Source organism: Marinobacter sp. (assembly GCF_041595835.1).
Lineage (GTDB): Bacteria > Pseudomonadota > Gammaproteobacteria > Pseudomonadales > Oleiphilaceae > Marinobacter.
Window position 1 is genome coordinate 1 of sequence record NZ_JBFHJO010000059.1, and the last position, 12,833, is coordinate 12,833.

Sequence of the window (12,833 nt, forward strand, 5' to 3'; positions counted from 1 at the left end):
CCTTGAGCGTCCATAAAGACAAACCCGACAGCAGGCTGAAAATCACCTACCACGGTGAGGACGGGGAAGAACTCGGCGAATCCTTCGATTTCAGCCGTCCGGCCCAGCGCCGCGTTTTCAACCGCCTGTTCGGCCGCCGCTTCGCCAGTGGCCAGGCCCCGAAAGAGTTCAGCCGGATTGAAGAGGTGCTTGAAGTGCAGGCCCGCCTACCGGCACCGGACTTTGTCATTGCCCGCAAACAGAAGCACTACTGGCAGGTGCAGGAGCGGATCTTTGATTACCAGGGCAGTTATCGCAGGGCGTATGAAGCCTGAAGCCGGTTAACCCCGGAGCAAGAGGCTTTCTTTATAACAACTGATAATCCACTGGCTGCAAGGCTTCCGGTGCCGGTTCCCCCAGGGCTTCGGCAATGCTGATTTCATGGCCCCGGCATATGGCGTCCAGGGGCAGGTCGTTGGTGTGGCGGCCAAAAGGGAATTCGAGTTGCTCTGACAGTCTGTCCAGTCCGAAGAAGGTGTAGGCCACCACCGCCGCGAATACGGGCGTAAACCACCCGGCCACACCCACCAGCCCGAATGGCAGCATGTAGCAGTATATGTAGGCAGTTCGGTGCGCCAGCAGGGTATAGGCAAACGGCAGCGGTGTGTATGCGATGCGTTCCGAGGATGCCTGTATACCCGCCAGACCGTGCAGGTGCCGGTCCAGAGCCGCTGCCGCTATTGAGTCCAGATCGCCTGCTTTATGGGCTTCTGCAATCAGTTCGCCGGCACTGTGTAGCATATAGGCGGCGGGGTTTTTGGTACTCAGGGCTTTTTCTACCAGAATACTGGAAAGGGAAGGCGGCAGGTCGGCCCTCACATCTTCTTCCCGTAACTGGCCCCGCAGCAAATGGGTATGGGCCAGGCATCTCATCAGCAGCTCTTTGCGCCGTTCATTGCTCAGATAGATACCGCTGGCCCTGGCCAGGCTTCGTATCTCGTAGACCATGTGGCCCCATTGCTTGCGTGCTTCCCACCAGCGATCGTAGGTGGCGCTGTTGCGCACGCTCAGAAAGATAGACAGCGCCATGCCCATGATGGTGAACGGCAACAGGGTGTACTCGACAATGCCATCCAGATAGTGGTGGCGGGAAACCCAGGTCACTACAGCGGAAAACAGCCCGATGGAAATGACTTGTGGAAGGATGTGGGGAACCACAGAGCCTTTCCAGGCAAGCATTAGCCCAAAGGCACCCGGGCGATTGCGGATAATCATTAAAACAGGTCTCCAAACCGTGGCGAAGGCTTTTTCGGCCGGAAAATGGGCAACCACTCAGTGACGAGGGTTGTTTTTGTCGGGGGAGGATTCGTTGTCTGAGGTGTTGTCATTGGATGTGAGGTAAAAATCCTTCTCGTCGAAGGTTTTAACTTCCGGCTCTGCGGTGTAATTCTTGCGTTTGCCCCGATATAACCAGATTGCCACAATCGCGACAATAATAGCGAGTACCAGCCATTTCATGTGTGTTCCCTCCGAAAGATGTTGTGTTGTGTCATATCCATTCAGGACCTTGAAGGGTGATCCGTCAACCAGAATAAACGAGATGGCTCGCCTGGGAGGCCCCGTCGGGTTCGGGTTTATGTTCTGAAGATTCCCGAATCAGCCGGTTTTCTGCAACCTTTTTGTCACTGTGATGGGTATTTCGGGAATCCCTGGTGTCAAAACACTCCTCTTTGCAGAGCGCAGAGCGTATACAATATGGGGCGATATTGGATTTTAATCAGGAGAGAACTTGATGAGTAGTGGTAGGCAGGTTGCTGAATCTAACGGGGCGGGCTCGCAACAATCTTCTGGCGCGGCGGGGAAGGGGTCTCGAGATAAAAACCTGAGTGCCATCTATGAATCTGTCTCCGAGGCGATCATAGGCCATCGGCTGAAGCCGGGCGCGCGACTACGTGAGGATGCGTTGGCCGATGTTTTTGGTGTCAGCCGGACCGGTATTCGAAAGGTGTTGCAGCGGCTGGCGCTCGAACAGTTGGTTACTCTCACTCCGCGTCGTGGTGCCAGCGTGACTCGCCCCTCTGTGGAAGAAGCGAAAGATGTATTTGAAGCGCGTCTGCTGGTGGAGTGCGCCTTGATGGAAGCGGCGGCAAAACGAATGACTGAAGCCGATGTGGAGGAATTGCGTGACATGGCAAACCAGGAGCAGGAAGCGCTCCGGAATCGCGAACAGCGCACGGCCATCAAGCTTTCGGCCGCTTTTCATGCCCGTCTTGCGGAATTGTCTGGCAACCATACGCTGGCGGGTTTCGTAAGCCAGTTGTGTTCCCGTTCTTCGTTGATTCTGGCCGTGTACGGGCATTCCGGGCACTTGGGCTGTGAGTCCCATGATCACGAGAATCTGATTGATCTGCTGGCGAACGGAGATGGTGTCAGGGCCCGTGACTTTATGAAGCGGCACCTGAAGTCGATTGAATCGTCACTATCGATGTTTGATGAGGCGGAGGAAGCGCCGGATCTGAGGGATATTTTTGCATCGGATGCTTAGGCGGGAAGGGTGAACACCCCCACGGATAACCGGGGGGTGTTGTCGGGGCCGGAACCCCGTTCAGGACCTATTAATGTCTGGCCCTGCCGTGGCTGGTTGCCTGGTCAGTTGGAGAAACGCTTGCAGGCAGGCCAGTATTTCATGAGCAGGTAGTAACTCAGCCCTGCAGGGATCAGACTGGCATACCAGGACACTGCAGAAAAACTCAGGGCAACCACTGCTCCCAGAGCCGTGGCAATCAGAGCTGCATAGTTAACGCCCTGATAGGGGCCGTGGGGGTTATACAGGTGATCCAGATTCAGCTCCCGGCCACGGATCAGATAGTAGTCGACTACCAGTATGGCGAAGATGGGGCCAAGGAAGGCGGAATAGGTCTGCACAAATATTTGCAGGCCGGCTGCGGAGCCGTCTTTTACCAGTTCCCAGGGGAATGTGGCAAACGCCAGCAGACCCACGATGATGGTTGATTTGCGGAAGCTCAGTTTGAACACGTCCATCAGAACGTAAGTGGGGGGCACCACATTGTTCAGCACATTGGTGGTTACCTGAGCGAAGGCGATGAACATCAGGGTGGTCATTAGCAGTGGTGTGTTATCAACGGCATTGGCAAAGACCTGGATTGGGTCAGCAACACCGGTGGCTTCAGAAACCATGTAGCCAATCAGCCCCATGAACACGGTGCAGGGCAGGATGGACATGGAGTAGATGGTGGTCATCAGGCCTGGCCCTGTACCCTGCTGGTGTTCGCGGGAATAGTCGCTGACGTTCAGAATCATGGTGCTGTAAATGCCCAGGAACAACATGGTAGCTCCCCAGAACGGCAGTCCCCAGGAGCCTTCCATTGTCAGCAGGTTGGCCGACAGCGTGTCTCCGTAACGCTGTACAGTGCTGTAGAACATGTACACCAGTGACGCCAGAATAAAGGCGCTGCCTACGTTCTCCAGCCACTTGATGCCCTGGAAACCCATCACTGACAGAGCAATCTGCAGGAACTGGAACGCGAGGAAGTAGAACACAAGGTTGTCATAGCCAAACAGGGTGGTGGACACCATGTTGAGTGCTCCGGCACCAATCCAGCTCTGAAAACCGTACCAGACAATAGCGGGAACTGCCCGGACAAGACCTGGCAGGCGGGTTCCGGCGAAGCCGAAGGCGCTGCGTGCCTGAACCATGAACGGGATGCCGTATTTGTAACCGGCTGCGCCATTGAGGGCCAGGGCCGTGCCGATAATGAAGCAGCCGATGGCAATGGCAATCGTGGCCTGAAGAAGATTCAGGGTGCCAACCACGCTGGACCCCATGGTAAAGGTTCCGATGGAAACGCAGCCGCCGAACCAGGCTAGCAGGTAGGACGTTCTCCCCATGATACGGGTGGTCTGGGGGGCGAGCGATTCTTCTCCGGGCGCCTTGGAGGCCGTTTCGGGCGCTTCCTGATAGGCGTTGTGAAGTTGGGTCTGTGCTTGAGGGGTGCTCATGGTGGTCCTCGTTGTGTATGTCTTGTTCTATTTGCTGTTCAGGTGCGAGAAATTTTCAAAACGGCCAACAAACTGCTTGGGACGAGGGAATGCCAGGTCTCCGTATTTGCTGGTGCCCAACTTCAGTCCGACCAGGGCTTCCGACAGTTTGACGGCCGCAGTTACGCCTTCGACGACAGGCAGGCCAACCGCTTCCGAAATTTCATCCGTTAGATCGGCCATGCCGCCGCAACCCAGAACAATGGCGCCAATATTGTCTTCTTCTTTGGCTCTTCGGCATTCATCCACCAGGCGTTGGAGCGCCTTGTCAGGATGTTCTTCAAGATCCAGTACGGGAATTTCTGCAGCTCTTACCCGGCGGCAGTGGTGGCTGAATCCGTAGCTCTCCAGCAGGTGCTCGGCGATGATGCCAGTGCGCCCAAGAGTAGTAACAATGGAAAAACGGGTGCTGATCATGGTGGCTACATGGAATGCCGCTTCGGCAATGCCAAGCACGGGTGCTTGTGTCAGTTCTCGTGCAGCCAGCAGGCCGGGATCTCCGAAGCAGGCAATAATGTAGGCGTCGACGGGATCATTACCACGCTCGCCCGCTAATACTTCCTCAACAACGCCGACAGCACTGATGGCTTCATCGAAATGGCTTTCGATGGAAACTGGCCCGTTTTCAGGCTGTGTAGCGGTGATACGGGTGCCCGGAGACGCTACCTTTTCCGCTGCGGTGCCGATGGTTTCGGTCATGGCGCAAGTGGTGTTTGGGTTGATGATTTGTATGTGCATGGTGTACCTGTGGAGGATTTTGTGGAGACAATACAATACGAGATTGTACACAATTTAAAGCAAGATCCGGATGTGCTGCAAGTTTTTGGTGCAAAAATACGGAGATTCAGGCTGGATTGGGGCATTTTTTCCGATTTTTGAAAAATTTTCGACCTCAATACTGGTGCTTCACTTTAATGATTTGTACAAAAAAATATATTTGTGTATACAATAAAATCCAGATTGGTTTGAGTTACCCACATAATGATCCGCCCCGCCGGATCCTATTGAGGACGCGATTCTATGAGTATGACCCCGGAGTATCCCCGTGACTTGGTTGGCTATGGTCGTGCATTGCCAGATGTTCGGTGGCCTGGGCAGGCGCGAGTGGCGGTGCAGTTTGTACTCAACTATGAGGAAGGTGGCGAGAATTGTGTGTTGCACGGCGACAGCCACTCCGAGCGTTTCCTTTCCGAAATTGTGGGTGCTGAAGCCTATCCCGACCGGCACATGAGTATGGAATCCATCTATGAATACGGTTCCCGGGTCGGGGTCTGGCGGATATTGAAAGAGTTTGAGCGCCGCGGGCTGCCTTTAACGGTCTTCGGTGTGGCAATGGCTTTACAGCGCAACCCGGAAGTGGCTCAGGCTTTCCGGGAGCTGGGGCATGAAGTGGCCTGTCATGGCTGGCGCTGGCTCCACTACCAGAATGTTCCCGAGGACATTGAGCGCGAACATATGCAACGTGCGATCCAGATCTTCCAGGAACTCTATGGCGAGAAGCCTTTGGGCTGGTACACCGGCCGTGACAGCCCGAACACGCGGCGGTTGCTGCTGGATGAAGGCGGTTTCCTCTATGACAGCGACTACTACGGCGATGATCTGCCGTTCTGGGTGAGCCAGGAAGATTCTGCGGGCAAGGCCCATAAGCACCTGGTTGTGCCCTATACCCTGGATACCAATGACATGAGGTTTGCTACCCCGCAAGGCTTCAACACCGGGGATCATTTCTTCGAGTATCTGCGGGATGCCTTCGATGTGTTGTACGAAGAAGGCAAAGATACTCCAAAGATGCTTTCTGTTGGGCTGCACTGCAGATTGGTCGGGCGCCCCGGGCGTTTCAGAGCGCTGCAGCGTTTTCTTGATCATATTGAATCCCACGATCGGGTCTGGGTGACCCGGCGTGTGGATATTGCCCGGCACTGGGCTGAACACCATCCTTCTGATTCTGGAGCACTCTGATGAGCAACAGTCGCAATAACTCTCCCTACTACGCGCCAACCGGTGGGCATCCGCCACAGACGCAGCTGACCACTGACCGGGCTGTATTCACTGAAGCCTACGCGGTGATTCCCAAAGGCGTGATGGGAGATATTGTCGTCAGCTATCTGCCGTTCTGGGACAAGACCAGGCTGTGGGTTCTGTCGCGCCCGTTGTCCGGATTTTCAGAGACCTTTTCCCAGTACATTATGGAAGTGGCGCCTGGTGGCGGAAGTGACCGCCCGGAACTTGATCCGGAAGCTGAAGGCGTATTGTTTGTTGTAGATGGTGAGCTGAGCCTGACCCTGGCAGGGGAAAAGCACCAGATGGCTCCGGGAGGCTATGCCTTTATTCCACCAGGCAGTGACTGGCAGGTGCGTAATGAATCTTCCTCAGAGGTGCGCTTCCACTGGATTCGCAAGGCCTATGAGGCGGTTGATGGTGTCGATCTGCCAGAGGCATTCGTGACCAACGAGGCGGATGTTGAACCCTCTGAAATGCCGGGTACCAACGGATGCTGGGCGACAACACGCTTTGTGGATCAAAGTGATATGCGCCACGACATGAACGTCAATATCGTGACCTTCCAGCCCGGTGGTGTTATTCCGTTTGCGGAAACCCATGTGATGGAACATGGTCTCTATGTTCTGGAAGGCAAGGCGGTGTATCTGCTTAACAAGGACTGGGTAGAGGTGGAAGCCGGTGATTACATGTGGCTCCGGGCTTTCTGCCCTCAGGCCTGTTATGCGGGTGGCCCAGGACGTTTTCGTTACCTGCTGTACAAAGACGTGAACCGCCACATGAAGCTTAATGGTTCAGGCGCTCGCTGAGTTATTAACGGGAAAATAATCATGCTGAAACTGACTGCCCGGCCTTTGACAGCTGAGAGCTTCAGGCTTTTTGGGGACGTGATCGATAGCCGGGACGCTACCAAGTCGTTTCCTATCAACGGTGGCCGTACCCAGCGCCACCATGATCTGGCCGGTGTCGAGATTCTGGGCGAGGGCGGTCGCCCTATGATCAGTATTTTTGTCAGCCAGCCGGTTCAGGTGCCTCTGGTTGTTGATTGCCTGGAGCGGCACCCACTGGGTAGCCAGGCATTCATTCCCATGCATGGAGAGCGTTTCCTGGTTGTGGTGGCTCCGCCGGGTGATGCCATTAACCCGGAGTCAGTGCGGGCTTTCGTTACCGACGGGCATCAGGGCGTTAACTATCGGGCAGGCACATGGCATGCGGTACATTCGGTGCTGGGGAGTGAGGGTGAGTTTCTGGTGGTGGACCGGGGTGGACCGGGGAATAACTGCGAAGAGCTGCCGGTTGAGATGCTCATCGCTCTGGCCTGATCACTCATCGGACCTGTCCGGCATCTTTCTAACTAAGAGGTTATTCCTGAAGCACGGACTTGGCTGGCTTTGAATTTGTAGTTTTGGAACTTAAAAGGAATTTTTCAAATTCGATTGCAGGAAGGGGGCGCGAGAACAGGTAACCCTGGCCATAGTCGCAGCCGATGTCCAGCAGCATCTGGCGCTGGGCTTCGGTTTCAACACCTTCGGCAATCACCTTCAGACCCAGTTTGTGGGCCATGACGACAATGGCTTCTGAGAGCGCGAGGTCATTCGGTTCATTTTCCATGTTCCGTATAAAGGACTGGTCAATCTTCAGTATGTCGATATCAAACCGCCTGAGGTAGGAGAGCGCTGAGTATCCCACCCCGAAATCATCGATGGCGACCTGGATGCCGGCATCACGAAATTGCAGAAGCTTGTGTTTTACGTCTTTGCTGGCGTTCAGCAGCAGGCCTTCGGTAATTTCTATGGTGATCCATTGCTCGTCAAGCCCGATGCTGTCCATGTATGACAGCCAGTCATCGATTCTGAGAGCGTCGCTCTGAAACTGAGCGGGTGATATGTTGACGGCCACCTGAAAGCCTTGCCCGCGTTGTTTTTGCCACCGTCTTGCTGCTGTTGATGATTCGCGGAAGACCCAGTCACCGATGCTTACAATGAGTCCGGTCTCTTCGGCCAGGGGAATAAATTCTACCGGGCTGATGAGGCCTCGTTCCGGGTGGTTCCACCGTATCAGTGCTTCCGCTTTGGCCATTTTCCCGCTTGATAGCTCGAAAACTGGCTGGTAGTGCAGTTCAAACTGCTGTTTCTGAATCGCTTCCCGCATATCGTTAATCAGGGCAAGGCGGTTTTTTGCTGAGTCCTGAAGGGCGCGGGTAAAGTAGCTGGTGCGGTTGCGGCCCGCAGACTTCGATGCATACATAGCCTGATCGGCATTGCTGATTAATTGGTCTACATCGGTAGCGTCATCCGGGCAGAAGGTAATGCCGATGCTGGCGGTAGCATAGATGGTTTCGTTATTGATGATGTAGGGTAAAGCCAGTTCGCTGATGATTTGCTCGGCAACGGTTTCGGCATCTATTGCGTGTGCCAGATCTCTTAAAATAACGGTGAATTCATCGCCGCCCATCCGGGCCACAGTGTCAGAGCCCCGGACACAGCGGTTGAGGCGTTCTGCCGCCTCGATCAGTAGTTGGTCACCCACCGGATGTCCCAGCGTGTCGTTGACGTCTTTGAAGTGATCCAGATCGATGAACAGCAACGCCAGTCGGGAACCCTCTCTTTGAACGGCGCGGATTTCCTGCTCAAGCCGGTCCTGAAACATGTAGCGATTCGGCAGATCGGTCAGAAAATCATAGTTGGCCTGGCGCCAGATAAGTTCATCTGACCGGATTTTGTGGGAGATATCCCATCCCATCGCCACATAGTGCTGAACTTCGCCATCCTCGCCATGGATGGTATTGATGTTGAGCCATTGAGGAAATGTCTCCCCATTCTTACGACGGTTCCAGATTTCTCCCTGCCAGGAACCGCTTTCATTAATCTTTTGCCACATGCGATCAAAGAAGCTGCGGTCGTGACGAGCGGAACTGAGAATGGAGGGGTTCTTTCCCCGGACATCCTCAAGGCTATAGCCTGTAATGCGGGTAAAGGCCGGGTTGACTGTTACGATCGTATTATCTGGTGCAGCCACCATGACAGCTTCCCAGCTGTTGTTATAGATGGAAGCGGCAAGATGAAGTTCTTGCTGGGTGCGGGCTCGTTCGATGACGATGGATATCAGAATGGCGACACTTTCAATTAATGCGATTTCCTGGTCGTCAGGGGAGCCTGGTTTGCGACGGTAAATAGCAAAGGTTCCAAGTACTTTGCCGGAAGCTGCAAGAATAGGTTCGGACCAGCTCGCCGCGAGCCCGGCCTTAAGGGCTACTTGCTTGTAGTCGGACCAGTAGGGGTGTGATGCGATGTCTTCAACAATGGTACGTTTGCCCGTAAAGGCGGCGGTACCGCAGGAGCCCACGCCTTCGCCAATACGTACGCCAAGGATAGCCTGGCTGTAGAAATCCGGAAGGCTTGGTGCGACTCCGGTCACAAGACGTTCACCGCTTTTGTCCAGCAGGAGGATCGAACACATAGCATCCGGATAGATCTCTTCAGCAGCCTGAATAATCTGAAGCATGATCTTTTCGAGGGCAACGCCCCGCGCAACCATTTCCAGTGCCTGTCGCCGCATCTGTTCACGGCGCTCTGCCATCTTCCGGAGTGTAATGTCCTCAATGAGTATAACGGCGTAGGCAAAACTGCCGTCGGGGTTGCGAACTGACCGTGCGGCTGTCAGAGCATCAATGACTTCACCGGATTTCCTGATGTATCGCTTTTCAAGTATGTAGCTATCAATAGAGCCTTCAGCTAATTGCCGGGCGTAGATTTTGCTGGTTGCCCTGTCGTCAGGATGAGTGAGTTCCGTCCCTGTGATGGAGGCCAGCTCTTCAGATGTGTATCCTAACAGGTCGCAACAGGCCTGATTTACCTCGATCCAGTGCTTGTCTGCGCCGATGGTAGCCATGCCAAACATGGATTGTTCGAAATAAGCCCGGAAGCGGCCTTCATTGGCTTTCAGCGTTTTCAGGGTTTTGCGGTGCTCCTGTTCCTGATCAAAGCTGTCGAGTGCAAAGCTGAGATCTCGGCATAGCCGGTCAAAAAGGTCGCAGGTGTCAGGGTCGAAAAAGTCTTCCTCCTCGTGGTAGACAGAGAGAATGGCGTAGGGGTTGCCGCCACGGAGAATGGAAAAGTCGGAGCAGGTTGGCTGTTTTGTGTCTTCTGGCTGATCCTGGCTGCGCTGTGCCTGTGCTTTCGGTTTCAGGTGTCTGGATTGGGGATGAGCCAGTTTTATCTGGGCCTTAGAAACACCGCCGTATTCAACAACCTTTGTGCAGACCAGGGGGAATAGCTTTTTTTCTGACTGCATGCGAAGTATGGCCTGACTGACCTCGCTGAATGCCCTGTATAGCTGTGCCTGCTTGTAAATGCCTCTGTCGGCAGAAACAAGAGATGCTTGAGTTGTTGGTGCTTTGGCTCCGGACTTGTGACCCATCGTAGGCATCAAATAACGACTCATTGTGGCTAAAGTTGGCGTCTTCAGTTTGGTCGTTGTTACATTAAATAACAAGCCTTTATATATGTACCTCAAGGCTTGTATAGCAGGGGGTGAGTTATGGGTTGGTTCATTTTATTATTAGGGTGCTAATAAGAACGGATTTTTAACCGATGATTAAGATGATGAATGATTCTTTGCCCATCAGTCATGAAGAGTTTGATGGGTACAATCACCTTGTTTCTACTTTGTATCGTTGCTTACACACTAACCAGGGTTTTCAGCCTTTTTTTGATGAGTTCAAGCATCGGTTCCGTTGCCTTCAGGGAGGAATTCTCGGGCTGGCAGAAAATCCGGTCCGGGCGATTTACGGCTGGACTTATGGCTATCCGGAAGGCTTCGAGCAATGGTTTCTCAACAGTGACCTTGTTCAAAAAGATGAGGCGCTGCTTCATTTCAGTGCTCTGCCTCCGCGTAAATTTGATTCCCTGACGGGCTGTGATCCGAATGTTGATCTTCTTGAGGTGGTCAACGACGAAACCCGGGTATGGGTGAAGGCAGCAGGGCTAGGTGATAGTGCCGGGATGCTGGTGAGCCGGACTGCTGATTTGAAAGTGATTTTTCTCGCAAACCGCCATCGTGACGAGGGCCAGTTTACGCCCAATGAGTTGATGCAGATGAATTTGCTGGCGCCGCATATTGAGAATGCTGTAGGGCTTTTCAATAAAATCTATCGCTCCAGCTCCCAGAATGAAACGTTGTCGATGGCTCTGGATCAGATCAGTAAGCCTATGATCGTGCTGGATGAGATGGCGCGGGTGGTGCGTTGTAATTCCGCAGCCGGAGCCATAATTGATGCTCATCCCCGACTGTTCCTGGGGGGCACAGACGACCCCCGATTGCAGAGCCGGAATTCAGGATTTAACCGGCAACTGAATGATGCCATTCTGACCAGTATCTTTAACGCTCGTACTGGCGTTCAGGACACGATCTCCTTGTTTGAACGAGTTGATGACGAACGGCTTGCGATGTGTGTGACTCCCCTGTCTATGATACAGGAGGGTGAAAGCAGTGAGCATGGTCATTACGGAGCGTTGGTAGAGCTCATCTCATTTTCACCGAAAACGCAGCCTGACCTGAACCGGCTTCAGGCTTTGTTCAATTGCACCCGTGCAGAAGCCGTAACTGCAGGGCATATGATGCACGGTCTGAGTATCAGCGAAGTGGCAGAGGCTGAGAAACTGTCCGTTCATACGGTACGGGGATATGTGAAGAATCTGTTGGCGAAAAACGGTTATCGTCGTCAGGCGGAGCTGGTGGGCGCTCTGGTTCGGGCGCTGGATTGAAAAGACAAAGCCCGCTCAGGGCGGGCTTCAGTTCAGTTGCTGCTAGGTTTTCTCCGATAGGGGGATAGTGGCGATGAACATAAGTTCCAGAGAGCCGACGCCATCAAGGTGAATCAGTATTTCGGAGCTGTTCAAGGCCAGGAATCGCCAGTGTCCATAGTCACCAGAGGTGCCGTCGGTTTCGGTAAAGACCAGAGTTCCTGCGGTGTTTATGTTCCAGGTACCGGCAACATTGTCCTCACCACTGCCCTCGAACGACATGACACCACTGCGTTCTTCGTTTTCGGTACCCATATCGACGGTGATGACCTGGTCAGACGAGAACGTCAGGTCGTAACGGTTTGGTGAACCGGGCTCGATCAGGTCTGGGAAGACGAAGTGAATGCTGTCTTCATCCTCGTCCCAGGATTCCTGTGCATTCACGTAGACCAGCTGAGTATCACCTTCAAAATCCCGGAGTTTCACAGAATACCGTCCAATACGCCTGAACGTGAACGTGTTTTCATCGTCTGCGTTGTCTGTGATGGTCAGCTCGCCCGTGGGGTGCAGAATGGCAGGGCCATCAACAGGGCCGTCGCCATCGTGGACTGGGCTGTCGTACAGGCCGCCCGGGCCGTCCAGATCAACGTCAACATCGGTTACGGTAAAGTGGTCTCCGTTAAAACTGTAGGAGCCCCACTCCGAGGAAACGGCTACCGGGTTGGATCCGTAGGTTTCTGTATTCGTGCTGTGTGCAATGACGTAGTTGCTATCGTCGAGGATGGTCAGAATGTTGTGGGCGGTCCGATTGTTTTCTCCTATGTACCAACTGCCAACGAGGCTGTTTCGTTCGTTACGAACAGGGTTAAAAATAACGTCCTCGTTTTCCTGGTCGGAATGGAGATGCAAGCCGCCATTCACCAGCTTCATGTTCCATGTGGCGGTTTCATTGTTGCCTGCAAGCCCACCACTACCATCGGAATCATTTATCACGGACAGGTTGAGCTCGCCCGTTATGCTGTCCCATGTGTAAGTCCCGTATTCACCACCGCC

Annotated in this window: 11 protein-coding genes and 1 pseudogene; 6 read left to right on the plus strand and 6 right to left on the minus strand. The window is 53.9% G+C overall.

Translation table 11 applies throughout. The features are described from left to right. Nucleotides 1–314: pseudogene (locus tag ABYA77_RS13450) on the plus strand (ATP-dependent helicase); the annotation flags it as partial. Between the two features lie 31 nt (nucleotides 315–345). Here the strand turns inward: ABYA77_RS13450 and ABYA77_RS13455 are convergent. Both ABYA77_RS13455 and ABYA77_RS13460 read right to left on the minus strand, forming a co-directional pair. Then, on the minus strand, nucleotides 346–1,254 hold the full coding sequence (locus ABYA77_RS13455) for a bestrophin family protein (RefSeq protein WP_372966488.1): 909 nt from the start codon (nucleotides 1,252–1,254) through the stop codon (nucleotides 346–348). 57 nt (nucleotides 1,255–1,311) lie between these two features. After that, nucleotides 1,312–1,497 carry a hypothetical protein gene (locus tag ABYA77_RS13460; RefSeq protein ID WP_372966489.1) on the minus strand — a complete coding sequence of 62 codons (186 nt, stop codon included), beginning with the start codon at nucleotides 1,495–1,497 and terminating at the stop codon, nucleotides 1,312–1,314. Nucleotides 1,498–1,771: 274 nt separating this feature from the next. Between ABYA77_RS13460 and ABYA77_RS13465 the strand changes: the two genes are divergently transcribed. Beyond that, entirely contained in the window at nucleotides 1,772–2,524 is a 753-nt protein-coding gene (locus tag ABYA77_RS13465; protein ID WP_372966490.1) for a GntR family transcriptional regulator, read from the plus strand. Between the two features lie 104 nt (nucleotides 2,525–2,628). On the opposite strand, the gene ABYA77_RS13470 is transcribed toward ABYA77_RS13465, so the two are convergent. Then, nucleotides 2,629–3,999, minus strand: coding sequence for an NCS1 family transporter (locus ABYA77_RS13470; protein WP_372966491.1), 1,371 nt, complete (start codon nucleotides 3,997–3,999; stop codon nucleotides 2,629–2,631). Nucleotides 4,000–4,026: 27 nt separating this feature from the next. Beyond that, nucleotides 4,027–4,776 carry an aspartate/glutamate racemase family protein gene (locus tag ABYA77_RS13475; RefSeq protein ID WP_372966492.1) on the minus strand — a complete coding sequence of 250 codons (750 nt, stop codon included), beginning with the start codon at nucleotides 4,774–4,776 and terminating at the stop codon, nucleotides 4,027–4,029. A 288-nt stretch (nucleotides 4,777–5,064) separates the two neighbouring features. Between ABYA77_RS13475 and puuE the strand changes: the two genes are divergently transcribed. Genes puuE through ABYA77_RS13490 form a run of 3 tightly spaced genes read left to right on the plus strand, consistent with a single transcriptional unit; the run spans nucleotide 5,065 to nucleotide 7,358 of the window. Next, nucleotides 5,065–5,997 carry an allantoinase PuuE gene (gene puuE / locus ABYA77_RS13480; RefSeq protein ID WP_372966498.1) on the plus strand — a complete coding sequence of 311 codons (933 nt, stop codon included), beginning with the start codon at nucleotides 5,065–5,067 and terminating at the stop codon, nucleotides 5,995–5,997. Next, entirely contained in the window at nucleotides 5,997–6,845 is an 849-nt protein-coding gene (locus ABYA77_RS13485; RefSeq protein WP_372966493.1) for a bifunctional allantoicase/(S)-ureidoglycine aminohydrolase, read from the plus strand. Before puuE ends, ABYA77_RS13485 begins: the two co-directional genes overlap by 1 nt. Nucleotides 6,846–6,866: 21 nt before the next feature. Continuing rightward, nucleotides 6,867–7,358, plus strand: coding sequence for an ureidoglycolate lyase (locus ABYA77_RS13490; protein ID WP_372966494.1), 492 nt, complete (start codon nucleotides 6,867–6,869; stop codon nucleotides 7,356–7,358). Between the two features lie 40 nt (nucleotides 7,359–7,398). On the opposite strand, the gene ABYA77_RS13495 is transcribed toward ABYA77_RS13490, so the two are convergent. Beyond that, nucleotides 7,399–10,464, minus strand: a complete 3,066-nt coding sequence (locus ABYA77_RS13495; RefSeq protein WP_372966495.1) for an EAL domain-containing protein — start codon at nucleotides 10,462–10,464, stop codon at nucleotides 7,399–7,401. A gap of 164 nt (nucleotides 10,465–10,628) precedes the next feature. On the opposite strand from ABYA77_RS13495, the gene ABYA77_RS13500 reads away from it, so the two are divergent. Further along, nucleotides 10,629–11,801 carry a helix-turn-helix transcriptional regulator gene (locus ABYA77_RS13500; RefSeq protein WP_372966496.1) on the plus strand — a complete coding sequence of 391 codons (1,173 nt, stop codon included), beginning with the start codon at nucleotides 10,629–10,631 and terminating at the stop codon, nucleotides 11,799–11,801. Nucleotides 11,802–11,843: 42 nt separating this feature from the next. Here the strand turns inward: ABYA77_RS13500 and ABYA77_RS13505 are convergent. After that, nucleotides 11,844–12,833: hypothetical protein (locus ABYA77_RS13505; RefSeq protein ID WP_372966497.1), on the minus strand; the 990-nt coding region annotated here is incomplete at its 5' end.

What these genes read in the sequence shown, in the direction of transcription:
- ABYA77_RS13455 (WP_372966488.1), bottom strand. Translation starts at nt 1,254, where the DNA reads ATGATTATCCGCAATCGCCCGGGTGCCTTTGGGCTAATGCTTGCCTGG.
- ABYA77_RS13460 (WP_372966489.1), bottom strand. Translation starts at nt 1,497, where the DNA reads ATGAAATGGCTGGTACTCGCTATTATTGTCGCGATTGTGGCAATCTGG.
- ABYA77_RS13465 (WP_372966490.1), top strand. Translation starts at nt 1,772, where the DNA reads ATGAGTAGTGGTAGGCAGGTTGCTGAATCTAACGGGGCGGGCTCGCAA.
- ABYA77_RS13470 (WP_372966491.1), bottom strand. Translation starts at nt 3,999, where the DNA reads ATGAGCACCCCTCAAGCACAGACCCAACTTCACAACGCCTATCAGGAA.
- ABYA77_RS13475 (WP_372966492.1), bottom strand. Translation starts at nt 4,776, where the DNA reads ATGCACATACAAATCATCAACCCAAACACCACTTGCGCCATGACCGAA.
- puuE (WP_372966498.1), top strand. Translation starts at nt 5,065, where the DNA reads ATGACCCCGGAGTATCCCCGTGACTTGGTTGGCTATGGTCGTGCATTG.
- ABYA77_RS13485 (WP_372966493.1), top strand. Translation starts at nt 5,997, where the DNA reads ATGAGCAACAGTCGCAATAACTCTCCCTACTACGCGCCAACCGGTGGG.
- ABYA77_RS13490 (WP_372966494.1), top strand. Translation starts at nt 6,867, where the DNA reads ATGCTGAAACTGACTGCCCGGCCTTTGACAGCTGAGAGCTTCAGGCTT.
- ABYA77_RS13495 (WP_372966495.1), bottom strand. Translation starts at nt 10,464, where the DNA reads ATGCCTACGATGGGTCACAAGTCCGGAGCCAAAGCACCAACAACTCAA.
- ABYA77_RS13500 (WP_372966496.1), top strand. Translation starts at nt 10,629, where the DNA reads ATGATTAAGATGATGAATGATTCTTTGCCCATCAGTCATGAAGAGTTT.